At 66.6% G+C, this 17,392-nt stretch carries 26 protein-coding genes and 1 pseudogene; all 27 read left to right on the forward strand.

What is annotated here, in order from left to right; all coding sequences use genetic code 11:
- Window positions 1-327 precede the first annotated feature (327 nt).
- The 27 genes and pseudogenes from rpsL to ABNF93_RS06600 all read left to right on the forward strand — a co-directional run bounded on the left by rpsL (window position 328) and on the right by ABNF93_RS06600 (window position 17,283).
- Complete coding sequence (gene rpsL / locus ABNF93_RS06470; protein WP_020575530.1) at window positions 328-702, forward strand: 30S ribosomal protein S12; 375 nt, start codon at window positions 328-330, stop codon at window positions 700-702.
- Entirely contained in the window at window positions 702-1,172 is a 471-nt protein-coding gene (gene rpsG / locus ABNF93_RS06475; protein ID WP_349326723.1) for a 30S ribosomal protein S7, read from the forward strand. Before rpsL ends, rpsG begins: the two co-directional genes overlap by 1 nt.
- 103 nt (window positions 1,173-1,275) lie before the next feature.
- Complete coding sequence (gene fusA, locus ABNF93_RS06480; protein ID WP_349326724.1) at window positions 1,276-3,381, forward strand: elongation factor G; 2,106 nt, start codon at window positions 1,276-1,278, stop codon at window positions 3,379-3,381.
- Between the two features lie 83 nt (window positions 3,382-3,464).
- Window positions 3,465-4,661 carry an elongation factor Tu gene (gene tuf / locus ABNF93_RS06485; RefSeq protein WP_349326725.1) on the forward strand — a complete coding sequence of 399 codons (1,197 nt, stop codon included), beginning with the start codon at window positions 3,465-3,467 and terminating at the stop codon, window positions 4,659-4,661.
- A 501-nt stretch (window positions 4,662-5,162) separates the two neighbouring features.
- Entirely contained in the window at window positions 5,163-5,471 is a 309-nt protein-coding gene (gene rpsJ / locus ABNF93_RS06490) for a 30S ribosomal protein S10 (RefSeq protein ID WP_349326726.1), read from the forward strand.
- 11 nt (window positions 5,472-5,482) lie between these two features.
- The gene (rplC, locus tag ABNF93_RS06495; RefSeq protein ID WP_349326727.1) at window positions 5,483-6,169 is read left to right on the forward strand and encodes a 50S ribosomal protein L3; all 687 of its coding nucleotides are present in this window, start codon (window positions 5,483-5,485) and stop codon (window positions 6,167-6,169) included.
- A pseudogene (rplD, locus tag ABNF93_RS06500) lies at window positions 6,166-6,813 on the forward strand (50S ribosomal protein L4); the annotation flags it as partial. The gene rplC and the pseudogene rplD, both read left to right, overlap by 4 nt.
- Window positions 6,814-6,971: 158 nt before the next feature.
- Window positions 6,972-7,277 carry a 50S ribosomal protein L23 gene (gene rplW / locus ABNF93_RS06505; RefSeq protein WP_349326730.1) on the forward strand — a complete coding sequence of 102 codons (306 nt, stop codon included), beginning with the start codon at window positions 6,972-6,974 and terminating at the stop codon, window positions 7,275-7,277.
- Window positions 7,278-7,351: 74 nt separating this feature from the next.
- The gene (rplB, locus tag ABNF93_RS06510) at window positions 7,352-8,185 is read left to right on the forward strand and encodes a 50S ribosomal protein L2 (protein ID WP_349326732.1); all 834 of its coding nucleotides are present in this window, start codon (window positions 7,352-7,354) and stop codon (window positions 8,183-8,185) included.
- Between the two features lie 14 nt (window positions 8,186-8,199).
- Window positions 8,200-8,481, forward strand: a complete 282-nt coding sequence (gene rpsS / locus ABNF93_RS06515; protein ID WP_349326734.1) for a 30S ribosomal protein S19 — start codon at window positions 8,200-8,202, stop codon at window positions 8,479-8,481.
- Complete coding sequence (gene rplV / locus ABNF93_RS06520) at window positions 8,478-8,906, forward strand: 50S ribosomal protein L22 (protein WP_502877550.1); 429 nt, start codon at window positions 8,478-8,480, stop codon at window positions 8,904-8,906. Before rpsS ends, rplV begins: the two co-directional genes overlap by 4 nt.
- Window positions 8,906-9,775, forward strand: coding sequence for a 30S ribosomal protein S3 (rpsC, locus tag ABNF93_RS06525; RefSeq protein WP_349326735.1), 870 nt, complete (start codon window positions 8,906-8,908; stop codon window positions 9,773-9,775). Before rplV ends, rpsC begins: the two co-directional genes overlap by 1 nt.
- A 3-nt stretch (window positions 9,776-9,778) precedes the next feature.
- On the forward strand, window positions 9,779-10,198 hold the full coding sequence (gene rplP / locus ABNF93_RS06530; protein WP_349326737.1) for a 50S ribosomal protein L16: 420 nt from the start codon (window positions 9,779-9,781) through the stop codon (window positions 10,196-10,198).
- Entirely contained in the window at window positions 10,198-10,446 is a 249-nt protein-coding gene (gene rpmC / locus ABNF93_RS06535) for a 50S ribosomal protein L29 (RefSeq protein WP_349326739.1), read from the forward strand. The genes rplP and rpmC overlap by 1 nt, the downstream gene beginning before the upstream one ends.
- Complete coding sequence (gene rpsQ, locus ABNF93_RS06540; protein ID WP_349326741.1) at window positions 10,443-10,760, forward strand: 30S ribosomal protein S17; 318 nt, start codon at window positions 10,443-10,445, stop codon at window positions 10,758-10,760. The genes rpmC and rpsQ overlap by 4 nt, the downstream gene beginning before the upstream one ends.
- A gap of 89 nt (window positions 10,761-10,849) precedes the next feature.
- Window positions 10,850-11,218, forward strand: a complete 369-nt coding sequence (rplN, locus tag ABNF93_RS06545) for a 50S ribosomal protein L14 (protein ID WP_349326742.1) — start codon at window positions 10,850-10,852, stop codon at window positions 11,216-11,218.
- A gap of 3 nt (window positions 11,219-11,221) precedes the next feature.
- Window positions 11,222-11,608 (forward strand): 50S ribosomal protein L24, encoded by a 387-nt coding sequence (rplX, locus tag ABNF93_RS06550; RefSeq protein WP_349326744.1) that lies wholly within the window; start codon window positions 11,222-11,224, stop codon window positions 11,606-11,608.
- A complete protein-coding gene (rplE, locus tag ABNF93_RS06555; protein WP_349326745.1) occupies window positions 11,608-12,192 on the forward strand; it encodes a 50S ribosomal protein L5 in 585 nt (194 codons plus the stop codon). Before rplX ends, rplE begins: the two co-directional genes overlap by 1 nt.
- 28 nt (window positions 12,193-12,220) lie before the next feature.
- Window positions 12,221-12,406: a type Z 30S ribosomal protein S14 gene (locus ABNF93_RS06560; RefSeq protein ID WP_192751518.1), complete on the forward strand. Its 186-nt coding sequence runs from the start codon at window positions 12,221-12,223 to the stop codon at window positions 12,404-12,406.
- Window positions 12,407-12,491: 85 nt separating this feature from the next.
- Entirely contained in the window at window positions 12,492-12,899 is a 408-nt protein-coding gene (gene rpsH, locus ABNF93_RS06565; protein ID WP_349326746.1) for a 30S ribosomal protein S8, read from the forward strand.
- A gap of 28 nt (window positions 12,900-12,927) precedes the next feature.
- Window positions 12,928-13,467, forward strand: a complete 540-nt coding sequence (gene rplF, locus ABNF93_RS06570) for a 50S ribosomal protein L6 (RefSeq protein ID WP_349326748.1) — start codon at window positions 12,928-12,930, stop codon at window positions 13,465-13,467.
- 2 nt (window positions 13,468-13,469) lie between these two features.
- Entirely contained in the window at window positions 13,470-13,853 is a 384-nt protein-coding gene (gene rplR / locus ABNF93_RS06575) for a 50S ribosomal protein L18 (protein ID WP_349326749.1), read from the forward strand.
- Window positions 13,854-13,880: 27 nt separating this feature from the next.
- Entirely contained in the window at window positions 13,881-14,480 is a 600-nt protein-coding gene (rpsE, locus tag ABNF93_RS06580) for a 30S ribosomal protein S5 (RefSeq protein ID WP_349326751.1), read from the forward strand.
- Window positions 14,480-14,665, forward strand: coding sequence for a 50S ribosomal protein L30 (gene rpmD / locus ABNF93_RS06585; protein WP_349326753.1), 186 nt, complete (start codon window positions 14,480-14,482; stop codon window positions 14,663-14,665). The genes rpsE and rpmD overlap by 1 nt, the downstream gene beginning before the upstream one ends.
- Before the next feature lie 2 nt (window positions 14,666-14,667).
- Window positions 14,668-15,174 carry a 50S ribosomal protein L15 gene (gene rplO, locus ABNF93_RS06590; protein ID WP_349326755.1) on the forward strand — a complete coding sequence of 169 codons (507 nt, stop codon included), beginning with the start codon at window positions 14,668-14,670 and terminating at the stop codon, window positions 15,172-15,174.
- A gap of 247 nt (window positions 15,175-15,421) precedes the next feature.
- Window positions 15,422-16,723: a preprotein translocase subunit SecY gene (gene secY / locus ABNF93_RS06595; protein ID WP_349326756.1), complete on the forward strand. Its 1,302-nt coding sequence runs from the start codon at window positions 15,422-15,424 to the stop codon at window positions 16,721-16,723.
- Window positions 16,723-17,283 (forward strand): adenylate kinase, encoded by a 561-nt coding sequence (locus tag ABNF93_RS06600; protein ID WP_349326758.1) that lies wholly within the window; start codon window positions 16,723-16,725, stop codon window positions 17,281-17,283. The genes secY and ABNF93_RS06600 overlap by 1 nt, the downstream gene beginning before the upstream one ends.
- Window positions 17,284-17,392: the final 109 nt, after the last annotated feature.

The following is a 17,392-nucleotide window of genomic DNA, read 5'->3' on the forward strand; positions in this document are numbered from 1 at the left end:
ACAGAAGATCGACACCACCTGCCCGCCCGGCGGGCGCGGGGACGCCATCCGTTTTGACCAATGCCTGCCAGGCGGGGTAAGGTTCAACGTCGTGCCCGGCTGGTAGCTGGGCATTCGCGTGTGCCCTTCAAGGACGCACGTGTTGGTCTTCGAGATCCAGCTGATCGAGTCAGAGGCCGCCCGACTGGGCGCCGCAGCGACACTCCCGACCGCGGGGGTCGCGCGGGCCGCACGGCGTCGACAGCGCGAAGACGATCGACAGCCTGCCGAACGCGACAGTCCACACCGAAGAGACAGTCCTGACTAAAGAGATTGAGGAACGACGCGGTGCCCACGATCCAGCAGCTGGTCCGCAAGGGCCGCAAGGACAAGGTGTCCAAGAACAAGACGCCGGCGCTCAAGGGATCACCCCAGCGGCGTGGCGTGTGCACGCGCGTTTACACCACAACTCCTCGTAAGCCCAACTCTGCGCTCCGCAAGGTGGCCCGCGTCCGCCTGACGAGCCAGATCGAGGTCACGGCATACATTCCCGGTGTGGGACACAACCTGCAGGAGCACTCGATGGTGCTCGTGCGCGGCGGTCGGGTGGCTGATCTCCCCGGAGTCCGTTACAAGATCGTCCGCGGTTCCCTCGATACCCAGGGCGTCAAGGGACGCAAGCAGGCGCGCAGCCGCTACGGTGCGAAGAAGGAGAAGAGCTAATGCCGCGCAAGGGCCCGGCTCCCAAGCGTCAGCCGATCGTCGACCCGGTGTTCGCGTCGCCGTTGGTGAGCCAGCTGATCAGCAAGGTGCTCAAGAGCGGCAAGAAGCAGCTCGCGCAGCGCATCGTCTACACCGCCCTGGAAGGTTGCCGCGAAAAGACCGGCACCGACCCGGTGATCACGCTGAAGCGCGCGCTCGACAACGTCAAGCCGACCATCGAGGTGAAGAGCCGTCGGGTCGGTGGCGCTACCTACCAGGTGCCCGTCGAAGTGCGCCCCGGTCGTTCGACGACCCTCGCGCTGCGGTGGCTGGTGAGCTACTCCCAGTCCCGGCGAGAGAAGGCCATGTCCGAACGCCTGATGAACGAGATCCTCGACGCCTCCAACGGCCTCGGCGCGAGCGTGAAGCGGCGCGAGGACACCCACAAGATGGCGGAGTCCAACAAGGCGTTCGCGCACTACCGCTGGTAGGCGTCGCGGACCCGCGGAGCACGATGGGCAGGAGAGCCGCCGCACCCACGGGCGCCCTGCTCCACCCACACTGACCGAGAACCCACGGAAGACCACAAGCCTGATGGCGACTGACCTTCGCACCGTCGACCTGGCCAAAGTCCGCAACATCGGAATCATGGCCCACATCGACGCGGGCAAGACGACCACAACCGAACGCATCCTGTTTTACACCGGCATCACCTACAAGATCGGTGAAGTCCACGAGGGCGCTGCCGTCATGGACTGGATGGAGCAGGAGCAGGAGCGCGGCATCACGATCACGTCCGCCGCGACGACGGTCCACTGGAAAGACCACACGATCAACCTGATCGACACCCCCGGCCACGTCGACTTCACCGTCGAAGTGGAGCGCAACCTCCGGGTCCTCGATGGCGCGGTCGCGGTCTTCGACGGTGTGGCCGGTGTCGAGCCGCAGTCGGAGACCGTGTGGCGCCAGGCCGAGCGTTACGGCGTGCCCCGGATCTGTTTCGTCAACAAGATGGACCGGGTGGGCGCTGAGTTCCACCGCTGTGTCGACATGATCGTCGACCGGCTGAACGCCACGCCCCTGGTGCTCCAGATCCCCCTCGGCGCCGAGGGCGACTACATCGGTGTCATCGACCTCGTCCACATGCGTGCGCTGACCTGGCGCGGTGAGACGCAGAAGGGCGAGGACTACACGGTCGAGGAGATCCCGGCGACCCACACCGAGGCCGCCCGCGAGTGGCACGACCGGCTCTTCGAGACGCTGGCCGAAGCCGACGACGAGATCATGGAGCTCTACCTCGAGGGCATCGAGCCCACGGTGGAGCAGCTCGAGGCCGGGATCCGCCGCGCGACCCTCGCCAACAACCTCACGCCGGTGCTTAACGGCACGGCGTTCAAGAACAAGGGTGTGCAGCCGCTGCTCGACGCGGTGGTCGCCTACCTCCCGTCGCCGCTCGACGTCGGCAACGTCAAGGGTCACTCGATGCGTGACGAGGCCGAGATCCTCGAGCGCGAGCCGGACGAGGAGGCGCCGATGTCGGCGCTCGCCTTCAAGATCATGAGTGATCCGCACCTCGGCAAGCTCACCTATCTCCGGATCTACTCCGGCACGCTGACCTCCGGATCCCAGGTGCTCAACAGCACCAAGGACCGCAAGGAGCGGATCGGCAAGATCTACCGCATGCACGCCAACAAGCGTGAGGAGATCGAGAAGGCCTCCGCCGGCCAGATCGTCGCGGTGATGGGTCTGAAGCAGACCACGACAGGCGAGACGCTCTGCGGCCCCGAGGCTCCGGTCATCCTGGAGTCGATGAACTTCCCGGCCCCGGTCATCTCGGTGGCGATCGAGCCGAAGACCAAGGGTGACCAGGAGAAGCTGTCTGGCGCCATTCAGCGGCTGGCCGACGAAGACCCCACCTTCCAGGTACGCACCGACCAGGAGACCGGTCAGACGATCATCTCCGGGATGGGCGAGTTGCACCTGGACATCCTGGTCGACCGGATGAAGCGCGAGTTCCGCGTCGAGGCCAACGTCGGCAAGCCGCAGGTGGCCTATCGCGAGACAATTCGTGCCAAGGTCGAGAAGGTCGAATACACCCACAAGAAGCAGACGGGTGGTTCGGGCCAGTTCGGTCGGGTCATCATCGACCTGGAGCCCACCGGTGGGGACGGCGACGGCGGTTACGAGTTCGTCAATGCCGTGAGTGGTGGCCGGATTCCGAAGGAATACATTCCCGCGGTCGACGAGGGCATTCAGGAGGCCATGGAGTTCGGCGTCCTCGCCGGATATCCGATGGTCGACATCAAGGTCACCCTGCAGGATGGTGCCTATCACGACGTCGACTCCTCCGAACTCGCCTTCAAGATTGCCGGTTCGATGGCCTTCAAGGAGGCGGCGCGGAGGGCGAAGCCGACGTTGCTGGAGCCGGTCATGAAGGTCGAGGTCACGACGCCGGATGACTACCTCGGTGATGTGATCGGCGATATCAACAGTCGCCGGGGACATGTCCAGAAGATGGATGAGTTGTCCGGCAACCGGGTCATCACGGCCCTGGTCCCGCTGTCGGAGACCTTCGGGTACGTTGGCGACCTGCGCAGCAAGACCCAGGGTCGGGCCGTACCCCATATGGAATTCCACTCGTACGCCGAGGTTCCGAAGACCGTGGCGGAAGAGATTGTGAAAAAGGCGCGGGGCGAGTGAGCCTCACGCCTGTCAGTCCCGTAAAGTTCGCTGCCCCGCGTCTCGCAACGGCGTAGCAAGCAAGAAACCAGGAGGAGCCCGAAGTGGCGAAGGCGAAGTTCGAGCGCACTAAGCCGCACGTCAACATCGGCACCATTGGGCATATCGACCACGGCAAGACGACTCTCACCGCGGCGATTACCAAGGTGCTGCACGAGAAGATGCCGGACGTCAATCCCTTCTACGCCTTCGACCAGATCGACAAGGCGCCGGAAGAGAAGCAGCGTGGCATCACGATCACGATTGCCCACGTCGAGTACCAGACGGACAAGCGCCACTACGCGCACGTCGACTGCCCGGGTCACGCCGACTACATCAAGAACATGATCACCGGTGCCGCGCAGATGGACGGTGCGATCCTGGTGGTCGCGGCGACCGACGGTCCGATGCCGCAGACCCGCGAGCACGTGCTGCTCGCTCGCCAGGTCGGCGTTCCTTACATCGTGGTCGCTCTCAACAAGTCCGACATGGTCGACGACGAGGAGATCCTCGAGCTTGTCGAGCTCGAGGTCCGGGAGCTGCTCAACGAGCAGGAGTTCCCGGGCGACGACTGCCCTGTGGTCCGCGTCTCGGCGCTGAAGGCGCTCGAGGGCGACGACGCGTGGGCAGAAAAGATCATGGAACTCATGAACGCCGTCGACGAGTCGGTCCCCGAGCCGGTCCGTGAGATCGAGCGGCCGTTCCTCATGCCTGTCGAGGACGTCTTCACGATCACCGGTCGCGGCACGGTAGTTACCGGCCGGGTCGAGCGCGGCGTTCTGAAGGTCAACGAGGAAGTCGAGCTGGTCGGTATCCGTCCCGGCCCGGCCCCGAAGACCACGGTCACCGCGGTCGAGATGTTCCGCAAGATCCTCGACGAGGCTCGGGCGGGCGAGAATGTCGGCCTGCTGCTTCGTGGCACCAAGCGCGAGGACGTCGAGCGCGGCATGGTCATCGTGAAGCCGGGGACCAACACCCCGCACACGGACTTCGACGCTCAGGTCTACGTCCTGTCGAAGGAAGAGGGCGGTCGGCACAAGCCCTTCTTCAACAACTACCGCCCGCAGTTCTACTTCCGGACCACGGACGTCACCGGTGTTGTCCACCTTCCGGAGGGCACCGAGATGGTGATGCCGGGCGACAACACGGAAATGAAGGTCGAGCTGATCCAGCCGATCGCCATGGAAGAGGGTCTGAAGTTCGCGATCCGTGAAGGTGGCCGTACCGTCGGTGCCGGTCGGGTCATCAAGATCCTGAAATAGGCCAGTCAAACGAGGTGGGCCGCGCAGCCCTGGCGGGTGAGCGGCCCACCTCGCTTGGTCGGAGGGCCCGATTGGTCAACAATCGGGGCGCTCTGGCATACTGGTGCAGTTGCCTAGGCGGGCCGCCGGGGCGTGCTTCCGCGGGACTGTTCGTTTCGTGGGCAGCGCCGAGCCGGAGACCCCGCCCTGATCCCGAGGTGGTCTGGCAGGCGCGGATCCGCGATGCGGTTCGGCGCTGGTGGGTAAGCCGCGGGACAACTTGGCGCCCGGCACGACCGGGGTTTTCGATCTCCCTCACGGGTTCCGCAGCTGGGGATTCGTGCGGTTCGGGTGGGCGACACACCCGACCGCGGGGGTCGGAGGAACCGGACGCGGGGTGCCACCCAAGCGAAGCTCCACCCAGGAGTCTCGCGCTGACTTTGGGCCACGGCCGGCCGACGACCGAACGGCACTCGGGGGCCGCACAGCTCCCGGCGTACGAGAGAAGGACGCGAACACGCCATGGCGGGACAGAAGATCCGCATCAGGCTCAAGGCCTACGACCACCAGGTGATCGACAGTTCGGCGCGCAAGATCGTCGACACGGTGACCCGGACGGGCGCCAAGATCGCCGGGCCCGTGCCCCTGCCCACCGAGAAGAACGTCTTCTGCGTGATCCGCTCACCGCACAAGCACAAGGACAGCCGCGAGCACTTCGAGATGCGTACGCACAAGCGGCTCATCGACATCATCGACCCCACGCCCAAGACGGTCGACTCGCTGATGCGACTCGACCTGCCTGCGGGCGTCGACATCGAGATCAAGCTCTGAGGACCTCACTTATGAGCAGCGTTAAGACTGTGAGCCAAGGCGCGGCGCGTGAAGTACGCGGCCTGCTCGGCGAAAAGGTCGGCATGACCCAGACGTGGGACGACCAGAACCGTCTGGTCCCCGTCACCGTGGTCAAGGTCGGGCCGTGCGTCGTCACGCAGATCCGCACTCCCGACAACGACGGCTACGCCGCGGTCCAGCTGGCATTCGGTGCCATCGACCCGCGCAAGGTCAACAAGCCGAAGCAGGGCCACTTCGCGAAGGCTGGAGTGACGCCGCGGCGGCATGTGGTCGAGGTGCGTACCGCTGACGCCTCGTCCTACACGACCGGGCAGGAGCTGACCGCCGACGTGTTCGCCGCCGGCGAGACCGTCGATGTGACGGCGACCAGCAAGGGCCACGGCTTCGCGGGCGTGATGAAGCGGCACGGCTTCCACGGCCTCCGCGCGAGTCACGGCGTCGAGCGCAAGCACCGTTCGCCCGGCTCGATCGGCGCGTGCGCGACGCCAGGACGGGTCTTCAAGGGCGTGAAGATGGCCGGCCGGATGGGCGGCGAGCGGGTCACGACCCAAAACATCACGGTCCACGCGGTGGACGCCGAGAAGGGCCTCGTCCTGCTCAAGGGCGCGGTGCCCGGCCCTCGTGGCGGCCTCGTGCTCATCCGCAGCGCGGCGAAGGCGAAGGGAGCGGCCAAGTGACGGCGACCATCGACCTGCTCGACCGCGAAGGCGGCAAGGCGGGCACTCTCGAGTTGCCGGCCGAGATCTTCGACGTCCAGGTCAACGTCCCGCTGATCCACCAGGTGGTTGTCGGCCAGCTGGCGGCGGCGCGGCAGGGCACCCACGCCACCAAGTCGCGTGGCCAGGTCCGTGGCGGTGGCGCGAAGCCCTACCGCCAGAAGGGCACCGGTCGCGCGCGGCAGGGCTCCCGGCGGGCTCCGCAGTTTGCCGGCGGTGGCGTCGTCCACGGCCCGCAGCCGCGGTCCTACACCCAGCGGACGCCGAAGAAGATGAAGGCCGCGGCACTTCGGGGCGCGCTGTCAGACCGGGCGCGGCACGGCCGTGTCCACGTCGTGACGGCGTTCGTCGACGGTGACGTACCTTCCACGAAGCAGGCGCTCGCGACACTGCGCTCGGTGACCGACCGCGACCACGTGCTCGTCGTCGTCGACCGGACGGACGCGGTGACCTGGCTCAGCCTGCGGAACCTCCCCGAGGTCCACCTGATCGCCGCCGACCAGCTCAACACCTACGACGTGTTGACGTCGGACGACGTGGTGTTCACGACACAGGCGTACGAGGACTTCACCGGCGCCGAGGTCGCAGTCGACGAAGCGCCGGCGAAGAAGACCGCCGCCAAGAAGGCGACCTCGGACGAGGCTCCGGCCAAGAAGACGGCGGCCAAGAAGACCACGGCCAAGAAGGCGACCGCCAAGGAGGCGACGGCGACGAAGGCCGCCGAGACCTCCGGCGCGGATGCCAACGCTGGGGAGGCTGACGAATGAGCAACATCCACAAGGACCACCGCGATGTGCTCGTCGCTCCGGTGATCAGTGAGAAGAGCTACGGCCTCCTCGACCAGAACAAGTACACCTTCCTGGTGCTACCCACCGCCAACAAGACCGAGATCAAGATCGCGGTCGAGAAGGTGTTCAACGTCAAGGTGACCGGTGTCAACACGCTCAACCGACAGGGCAAGCGCCGCCGTACCCGCTACGGCTGGGGGCAGCGCCCGAGCACCAAACGGGCGATCGTGACCGTTGCCGACGGGCAGCGGATCGACATCTTCGGTGGGCCCGTTTCTTGATCCCCACGAAAGCGCAACGCAAGCTCCGCGTTTTCGCGGGGGCCCCGAGAAGAGGGTTGAAGGGCTAAGTAGACATGGCTATCCGCAAGTACAAGCCGACGACACCGGGTCGTCGCGGGGCGAGTGTCTCGGACTTCGCCGAGATCACCCGGAAGACCCCGGAGAAGTCGCTGCTGCGTCCCCTTCCCAAGAAGGGCGGACGTAACAGCAGCGGCCGGATCACGACCCGGCACCAGGGCGGCGGTCACAAGCGGGCGTACCGACTGATCGACTTCCGGCGCTATGACAAGGACGGCGTGCCGGCGAAGGTCGCGCACATCGAGTACGACCCCAACCGCACGGCCCGGATCGCCCTGCTCCACTACGCCGACGGCGAGAAGCGCTACATCATCGCGCCGGCGCGTCTCGGCCAGGGTGCGGACGTGGAGAGCGGCACCGGTGCCGACATCAAGCCGGGCAACAACCTTCCGCTCCGCAACATCCCGGTCGGCACCACGGTGCACGCCATCGAGCTGCGTCCCGGCGGCGGTGCCAAGATCGGCCGCTCGGCCGGTGCGAGCGTCCAGCTGATCGCCAAGGAAGGCGCGATGGCGTCCCTGCGGATGCCGTCCGGTGAGATCCGGATGGTCGACGTACGCTGCCGTGCCACGGTGGGCGAGGTCGGCAACGCCGAGCAGAGCAACATCTCCCTCGGCAAGGCCGGTCGTAACCGGTGGAAGGGCAAGCGGCCGTCCGTCCGCGGTGTGGCGATGAACCCCGTCGACCACCCGCTGGGTGGTGGCGAGGGCAAGTCCTCCGGCGGTCGGCACCCGGTATCGCCGTGGGGCAAGCCCGAGGGGCGTACCCGCAAGAACAAGTCCAGTGACCGGCTCATCGTCCGTCGTCGCAAGAGCGGCAAGCAGCGCTAGAGGGAGCCTGACTGATGCCACGCAGCCTGAAGAAGGGCCCCTTCGTCGACGATCACCTGATGAAGAAGGTGATCGCCCACAACGACAAGGGGAGCAAGCAGGTCATCAAGACCTGGTCGCGCCGTTCGATGATCGTCCCGGCCATGCTCGGTCACACGATCGCCGTGCACAACGGCAAGACCCATGTGCCGGTCTTCGTGACCGAAGCGATGGTGGGGCACAAGCTCGGTGAGTTCTCGCCGACCCGCACCTTCCGTGGTCACGAGAAGGACGACCGAAGGAGCCGGCGCCGGTGACCGCCACAGCGAGGAGTGACGAGATGGAAGCCGCCGTGGAGGCCAGGGCGGTGGCGCGGTACGTCCGCATGACGCCGACCAAGGCCCGCCGGGTGGTCAACCTCATCCGCGGGTTGCCGGCCGAGCGTGCGGTGGATCTGCTTCGTTTCGCGCCCCAGGCCGCGAGCGAGCCGGTCCGCAAGGTGCTCGAAAGCGCCATGGCCAACGCCGAGAACAACCTGCAGTTGTCGAGAGCCAGTCTGAAGGTGGCGCGGGCCTACGTCGACGAAGGACCCACCGCGAAGCGCTGGCGCACCCGTGCCCAGGGCCGTCCGGGCCCGCTGCTCATGCGTAGTTGCCACATCACCGTGGTCGTCGAACCTGTCGACGAAGAGCCGGCGGCTGCCGGCCGTACGTCCACCCAGAAGAAGCGGAGGGCCCGATAGTGGGACAGAAAGTCAACCCGCACGGGTACCGCCTCGGCGTCACGACCGACCACAAGAGCCGGTGGTACGCCGACAAGCTGTACAAGGACTACGTGTCCGAGGATGTCGCGATTCGGCGGCTGCTCACCAAGGGTATGGACCGGGCCGGTATCTCGAAGGTCGAGATCGAGCGCACCCGTGAGCGGGTCCGGGTCGACATTTACACCGCCCGGCCGGGCATCGTCATCGGCCGGCGTGGCGTCGAGGCCGACCGGATTCGCGGCGAGCTGGAGAAGCTCACCGGCAAGCAGGTGCAGATGAACGTCCTCGAGGTGAAGAACCCCGAGGTGGACGCACAGCTTGTCGCCCAGGGCGTCGCCGAGCAGTTGGCCAGCCGGGTGGCGTTCCGCCGGGCGATGCGCAAGGCGTTGCAGAGCGCGGCGAAGGCCGGTGCACAGGGCATCAAGGTCCAGTGCTCGGGTCGCCTCGGCGGTGCCGAGATGTCGCGGTCGGAGTTCTACCGCGAGGGTCGCGTGCCGTTGCACACCCTGCGCGCGGACATCGACTACGGCTTCTACGAAGCACGGACGACGTTCGGCCGGATCGGCGTGAAGGTCTGGATCTACAAGGGCGAGGTCCCCGTGTCGCGGGCCGAGCGCGAGGCGCAGCAGGCGGCGGCCAGGGCCGCAGCGCAGCGGCGTCCGGGTGGCGAGCGGCCACCGCGCGGAGGCCGTCGCGGCGGCGAGCGTGGCGAGCGCGGTGGGGGCCGCGACCGGCGCGAAGGCGGCCGGCAGCCACAGCAGGCGAGCGCGGAGGCGAGCAGTGGTTCGGCCGGCGCCGAGGCCGCTGGTACTCCTGCGGGCACTGCGAGTTCGGGACAGGAGAGCTGAACCATGCTGATCCCGCGGAAGATCGTTCACCGCAAGCAGCACCACCCGAAGCGGGGTGGCAAGGCCAAGGGCGGCACGTCGCTCGCGTTCGGCGAGTACGGCATCCAGGCGCTCGAGGGTCACTACGTCAGCAACCGCCAGATCGAGTCGGCGCGTATCGCGATGACCCGGCACATGAAGCGTGGCGGAAAGGTGTGGATCAACATCTTCCCGGACCGTCCGCTGACGAAGAAGCCCGCCGAGACGCGGATGGGTTCCGGCAAGGGCTCGCCCGAGTGGTGGATCGCCAACGTCAAGCCCGGACGGGTGATGTTCGAGCTGTCCGGCGTACCGGAGGCGACCGCGCGTGAGGCCCTGCGGCTCGCCATCCACAAGCTCCCTATGAAGTGCCGCGTCGTCGCACGTGAAGGAGGCGAGGGCTGATGGCCATGACGTCGAAGGCCCACGAACTGCGCAGCCTCTCCGCTGACGACCTCGCCGACAAACTGCGCGAGGCGAAGGAGGAGCTGTTCAACCTGCGCTTCCAGGCGGCGACCGGCCAGCTGGAAAGTCATGGTCGGCTCCGCGCCGTACGTCGCGAGATCGCCCGGATCTACACGGTGATGCGGGAGCGCGAGCTCGGTATCACCGCGCCGGCCGATGCCGAGGCCGCATCGGAGACGGTCGCATGAGTGAAGGGGTGGAATCGGTGACTGCCGAGACAGGTGTCGAGACGACGGCCGGCGAGAAGCAGCAGCGTGGACGTCGGAAGACCCGTGAGGGTCTCGTCGTGAGCGACAAGATGGACAAGACCGTGGTGGTCGAGGTCGAAGACCGCGTGAAGCATGCGCTTTACGGCAAGGTCATGCGGCGGACCAACCGGCTCAAGGCGCACGACGAGGCCAATGAGTGTGGCGTCGGCGACCGGGTCTTCTTGATGGAGACCCGTCCGTTGTCGGCGACGAAGCGTTGGCGCGTCGTCGAAATCCTGGAAAAGGCCAAGTAGCGCAGTGTCAGCCGGGGGACCCCCCGGTGCCCCCGCAGAGAAACGAAGAGGCCGGCCGGCAAGCTGGTCGTTCGAATGGGAGAAGTGCCGTGATCCAGCAGGAGTCGCGACTCAAGGTCGCCGACAACACCGGTGCCAAGGAAATCTTGTGCATCCGGGTGCTCGGTGGCTCCGGTCGACGCTACGCCGGGATCGGTGACGTGATCGTCGCCACCGTGAAGGACGCCATACCCGGTGGCAACGTCAAGAAGGGTGAGGTCGTCAAGGCCGTCATCGTGCGTACCGCGAAGGAACGCCGCCGTCCTGACGGGTCCTACATCCGCTTCGACGAGAACGCTGCGGTGTTGTTGCGCGATCATGGCGAGCCGCGCGGCACGCGCATCTTCGGACCGGTCGGTCGCGAGCTTCGTGAGAAGCGGTACATGCGCATCATCTCGCTCGCCCCGGAGGTGCTCTGAATCATGGCTCAGTCGCGCAAGAAGGGCCTGCACGTCAAGAAGGGCGACGTCGTACGTGTCCTGACCGGCCGTGATCGCGGCGTCGAGGGCAAGATCATCGACGTCGACACCACGCGTGGCCGGGTGTTCGTCGAAGGTGCCAACCGCGTGAAGCGGCACACGAAGGTCGTCCAGTCGCAGGGCCGCCAGGGCACGACCGGTGGCATCGTGACGCAGGAAGCTTCGATCCCGGCGTCCAACGTCACGCTGCTCGTCGAGGTCGACGGCAAGAAGGTGCCCACCAGGGTCGGTTACGAGCGGCGTGAGGTCGAGAAGCGTCGCGCCGACGGCACCACGTACACCGGTTCCCGCAGCGTACGCATCGCTCGGAAGACCGGCGAGGAGATCTGATGACAGCTGCCACCACCGAACGCAAGGCACTGCCCCGGCTCAAGGAGCGGTACCGGAACGAGATCGCGGGTCAGCTCCGCAAGCAGTTCGGCTTCGGCAACCCGATGCAGGTGCCGACGGTCGCGAAGATCGTCGTCAACATGGGTGTCGGCGACGCCGCCCGCGACTCCAAGGTGATCGATGGCGCCGTCCGCGACCTCACCGCGATCACCGGCCAGAAGCCGGCGGTCACCCGAGCCCGGAAGTCGATCGCCCAGTTCAAGCTCCGCGAGGGCATGCCGATCGGCGCCCACGTGACGCTGCGCGGTGACCGGATGTGGGAGTTTCTCGACCGGCTGCTGTCGCTGGCGCTGCCCCGGATCCGTGACTTCCGGGGCCTTTCGCCCCGCCAGTTCGACGGCCGCGGCAACTACACGTTCGGTCTCACCGAGCAGGTGATGTTCCACGAGATCGATCCCGACAAGATCGACCGGTCCCGTGGCATGGACATCACCGTCGTCACGACCGCATCGAATGACGAAGAGGGTCGCGCCCTCCTCACCGAGCTCGGGTTCCCGTTCGCCTCGGGGACGAGCGCCCGGTAACGGGCCCGCAGAAGCAAGGAGTCCAGACGTGGCTAAGACCGCCCTGATCAACAAGGCGAAGGCGAAGCCGAAGTTCGCGGTGCGCGCCTACACCCGCTGCCAGCGCTGCGGGCGCCCGAAGGCGGTGTTCCGCAAGTTCGGCCTGTGCCGGATCTGCCTGCGCGAGATGGCGCACCGGGGCGAGCTTCCCGGTGTCACCAAGAGCAGCTGGTGAGACCCGACGTGACGCCGATGTACGACCCTTCTAGTCGCCGCAGGTCCGAGTGGTCGGAAACCGCGGCGGGAAAGCGGCCAGTCCTATGAGCATGACGGATCCGATCGCAGACATGTTGACCCGTCTGCGCAACGCCAACCAGGCCTACCACGACGATGCCGCGATGCCTTATAGCAAGCTCAAGGCGGGCATCGCCGAGATCCTCCAGCAGGAGGGTTACATCGCCGGTTGGCGGGTCGAGGAGCCGAAGCCCGGTGCGGTCGGCAAGACGCTGGTGGTGCAGCTGCGCTTCGGTCCCAACCGGGAGCGTTCGATCGCGGGCATCCGGCGGATCTCGAAGCCTGGCCTGCGGGTGTACGCCAAGTCGACGGGGCTACCCAAGGTGCTCGGTGGTCTGGGTGTTGCGATCATCTCGACGTCGCAGGGCCTGCTCACCGACCGCCAGGCCAGCAAGCGACGCGTGGGCGGCGAAGTCGTCGCCTACGTGTGGTGACGAGTACGGGAAGGAGGAAGGACACCGCATGTCTCGCATCGGCAAGCTCCCCATCCCGGTGCCTTCGGGCGTCGACGTGGCGATCGACGGTCAGACGGTCACGGTGAATGGCCCGAAGGGCAGCCTCGCGCACACGGTGGCGGCACCGATCACGGTGCAACGCGAGGGCGAAAACATAGAGGTCAGGCGGCCCGACGACGAACGCAAGAGCAAGGAGCTCCACGGCCTCACCCGTACGCTGGTCAACAACATGATCATCGGCGTGACGCAGGGCTACGAGCGCAAGCTGGAGATCGTCGGCGTCGGCTACCGCGTCCTGGCGAGGGGTCCGCGGCAGGTCGAGCTCAAGCTCGGCTACAGCCACGAGATCATCTTCGACGCGCCAGACGGGGTGTCGTTCGCCGTGGAGTCCGCCACCAGGTTCTCGGTTTCCGGGATCAACAAGCAGCAGGTCGGTGAGGTGGCCGCCAACATCCGCAAGCTGCAGAAGCCCGAGCCCTACAAGGGCAAGGGGATCCGCTATGAAGGCGAGCAGGTCCGCCGCAAGGTCGGAAAGGCTGGTAAGTAACGATGGCCGCCAGTCTCAGCACCCACAAGACCACCAGTCCCAAGACGCGGGCGCGGCTGCGCCGGCAGTTGCGGGTACGCAAGAAGGTCTCCGGTACGCCGGCCCGCCCAAGGCTCGTCGTGACGCGTTCGGCGCGCCATGTCGTGGCCCAGGTGGTCGACGACACGTTGGGCCACACGATGGTGTCGGCGTCGACGCTGGAAGCGGATCTGCGTTCCCACGACGGCGACAAGACCGCACGTGCCCGCGAGGTGGGCGCGCGGCTCGCGGAGCGGGCGAAGGCCGCGGGTGTTTCCGCGGTGGTCTTTGACCGCGCCGGCCGGCAGTACCACGGCCGAATCGCCGCGCTCGCCGACGCTGCCCGCGAAGCCGGGCTCGAGTTCTGACGTTCGACCAGGAGAGATGAGGTAACCATGGCTGGACCCCAGCAGCGCCGCGGTAGCGGCTCTGGTGACCGCCGGGACCGCCGGGACGAACGTCGGGGCGGCTCCGCGGACAAGACCGCGTACATCGAGCGGGTCGTGTCGATCAACCGTGTCGCGAAGGTCGTCAAGGGCGGCCGTCGCTTCAGCTTCACCGCGCTCGTCGTGGTGGGCGACGGCGACGGCACGGTCGGCGTCGGCTACGGCAAGGCCAAGGAGGTGCCGGCCGCCATCGCCAAGGGTGTCGAGGAGGCGAAGAAGCACTTCTTCAAGGTGCCGCGTATCCAGGGCACGATCCCGCACCCGATCCAGGGCGAGAAGGCCGCCGGAGTCGTGTTGCTCCGTCCGGCGTCGCCTGGTACTGGTGTGATCGCCGGTGGACCGGTGCGGGCAGTCCTGGAGTGCGCCGGCGTCCACGACGTCTTGTCGAAGTCGCTCGGCTCGTCCAACCAGATCAACATCGTGCACGCGACCGTCGCCGCACTGCGGGCGCTCGAGTCGCCGGAGATGGTGGCGGCACGCCGTGGCCTGCCGGTCGAGGACGTCACGCCGGCGGCGCTGCTGCGCGCCCGGGCGGAGGTGCCTGCCTGATGGCCGGACGTCTGAAGGTTCGTCAGGTGCGGTCGAGGATCGGCCGCAAGCAGAACCAACGGGACACCCTGCGTTCGCTCGGTCTCAAGCGCCTGAACGACGTGGTTGTCAAGGAGGATCGGCCGGAGATTCGCGGCATGATCTCGAAGGTGTCCCACCTGGTCGTGGTCGAGGAGGTCGACTGACGATGGCTACCCAGTCCAGTACGAAGAACGCCGCGGACGAAGGTGCCGCGACTGGCGGCAAGGCCAGCCGTCCGCTCCGCGTCCATCATCTGCGTCCCGCGCCCGGGGCGAAGACACCACGGACCCGGGTCGGACGCGGTGAAGGCAGCAAGGGCAAGACCGCGGGGCGCGGCACCAAGGGCAGCAAGGCCCGCGGCAGCGTCCCGGTCGGGCTCGAGGGCGGCGCGTTGCCGTTGCACATGCGACTGCCGAAGATGCGTGGCTTCACCAACCGCAACCGGGTCGAGTACCAGGTCGTCAACCTGCACAAGCTCGCCGAGCTCTACCCCGACGGCGGCGAGGTGACGGCGGAGGACCTTGCTGCGAAGGGCGCGGTCCGTTCCGGGCGTCCGGTCAAGATTCTGGGCACCGGCGACGCGAGCGCCTCATGGGAGGTGACCGCCGACGCGTTCTCGACCAGCGCGACGGAGAAGATCACCGCAGCGGGCGGCACCGTCACGAAGGGGTAGTCCAAGAGATCGGCGACAACTGGGGCGCTCTGTGCCATATGGCCCGCCAGACCGGCACAGAGGCGCCCCAAGCGTCATGTGGTCGCGGGTCGGCCTGTAAAGTCCTGAGGCAGTATCGTCCGGCTGTAACTTCGGCTGTACCTTTCCGAACAAGGCGTCAGGGGACCGGGCAGGGTGTCGTATGGACAGCCGGTAGGTCCTCCGACCATAACTACCCGCCCCTCGAGGCGGTACGCAGGAGGACTGGGTGCTCACCGCGTTCGTCAACGCGTTCAAGACGCCGGACCTGCGCAAGAAGCTGCTCTTCACGCTCTTCATCATCGCGTTGTTCCGGGTCGGTTCAGTCGTGCCCACACCCGGCGTGGACGCCGCGGCGGTGCAGCGCTGCCTCAACCCGGTCCTGCAGGGGGGTAGCGGCAACAGCATCTACGGCATGCTCAACCTGTTCTCGGGCGGGGCGCTGCTGCAGCTGTCGATCTTCGCGCTGACGATCATGCCGTACATCACGGCAAGCATCATCATCCAGCTGTTGACGGTGGTGATCCCGCGGCTGGAGGCGCTGAAGAAGGAAGGCCACGCCGGCACCACGAAGATCACGCAGTACACCAGGTACCTCACCATGGGACTGGCGGTCCTGCAGTCGACGACGATCGTGGCGCTGGCCCGGTCGGGTCAGATGTTCCCCGGCTGCACCGAGACGTTGATCCCCAACGACAGCATCCTCACGCTCGTCACGATGGTGATCACGATGACCGCCGGTACCGGCGTCATCATGTGGTTCGGCGAGCTCATCACCGACCGCGGTGTCGGCAACGGCATGTCCATCCTGATCTTCGTGTCGATCGCCGCCGCCTTCCCCACGTCGCTGTGGGCGATCCGCCAGCAGCAGGGTTGGGGCATCTTCTTCGTCGTGATGGCGATCGGTCTGGTCATCATGGGCGCCGTCATCTACGTCGAACAGGCGCAACGCCGGATCCCGGTGCAGTACGCCAAGAAGATGATCGGCCGCCGCGCCTATGGCGGAAGTTCGACCTACATCCCGCTCAAGGTCAACCAGGCGGGCGTCATCCCGGTGATCTTCGCGTCCAGCCTGAGCTATCTGCCCGTGCTGGCCGCGCAGTTCGACCCGACTGCACCGTGGGCGGCTTGGGTCAACGCCAACATCGCACGAGGCAGCCACCCCGTCTACATGATCGGCTTCTTCCTGCTGATCGTGGCGTTCACGTACTTCTACGTGGGCATCACGTTCAACCCGAAGGATGTGGCCGACAACATGAAGAAGCACGGCGGCTTCATCCCCGGCATCCGTGCCGGCCGGCCGACGGAGGAGTATCTCCAGTACGTGCTGTCCCGGATCACCGCACCCGGTTCGCTCTACCTGGGCGTCGTCTCCCTCATTCCGCTGATCGCCTTCGTGCTCATCGGCGCCAACCAGAACTTCCCGTTCGGCGGTACCTCCATCCTCATCGTCGTGGGTGTCGGCCTCGACACGGTCAAGCAGATCGAAAGCCAGCTGCAGCAGCGGCATTACGAAGGGTTCCTGCGCTGATGCGTCTGCTCATCATGGGTCCCCCTGGCGCCGGCAAGGGGACCCAGGCCAAAGAGATCGCGAGGCGGCTCGAGATCCCGGCCATCTCGACCGGGGAGATCCTGCGCAAGAACGTCGAGGACCAAACCCTGCTCGGCCGCGAAGCCAGACGCTACCTCGATCGCGGCGACCTGGTGCCGGACGAGATCATCAATGGCATGGTGCGGGCCCGCCTCGACGAACCTGACACCCGGCACGGGTTCCTGCTCGACGGCTTTCCGCGGACGTTGGCGCAGGTGGAAACGCTCGACAACATCCTCGCCGACGAAGGCGTCAAGCTCGACCGGGTCCTCGTCCTCAAGGTCGACAACGACGAACTCGTCCGCCGACTGCTGGGTCGCGCGGAGTCCGACGGGCGTACGGATGACACCGAAGAGGTGATCCGTCGCCGGCTGGAGGTCTACAGCGAGCAGACCGAGCCTTTGCTCGGGGTGTACGCGCAGCGCGGTCTCCTGGTGATCGTCAAGGGGATGGGTGAGGTCAACGAGGTCACCGAGCGCGTGTTGGCGGCGCTCGCGTAGGCACCGGCCGTGGCAAGCACCCGCCCACCCGCGCGCTGCTTGGTTGGCGTGGATGTCGGGTCAGCGGTGGCGAAACAGCGGGCCTGGGGGAGAAGTGGCAGGTGAACGG

Source organism: Actinopolymorpha sp. B9G3 (genome assembly GCF_040120725.1).
Classification (GTDB): Bacteria; Actinomycetota; Actinomycetes; order Propionibacteriales; family Actinopolymorphaceae; genus Thermasporomyces.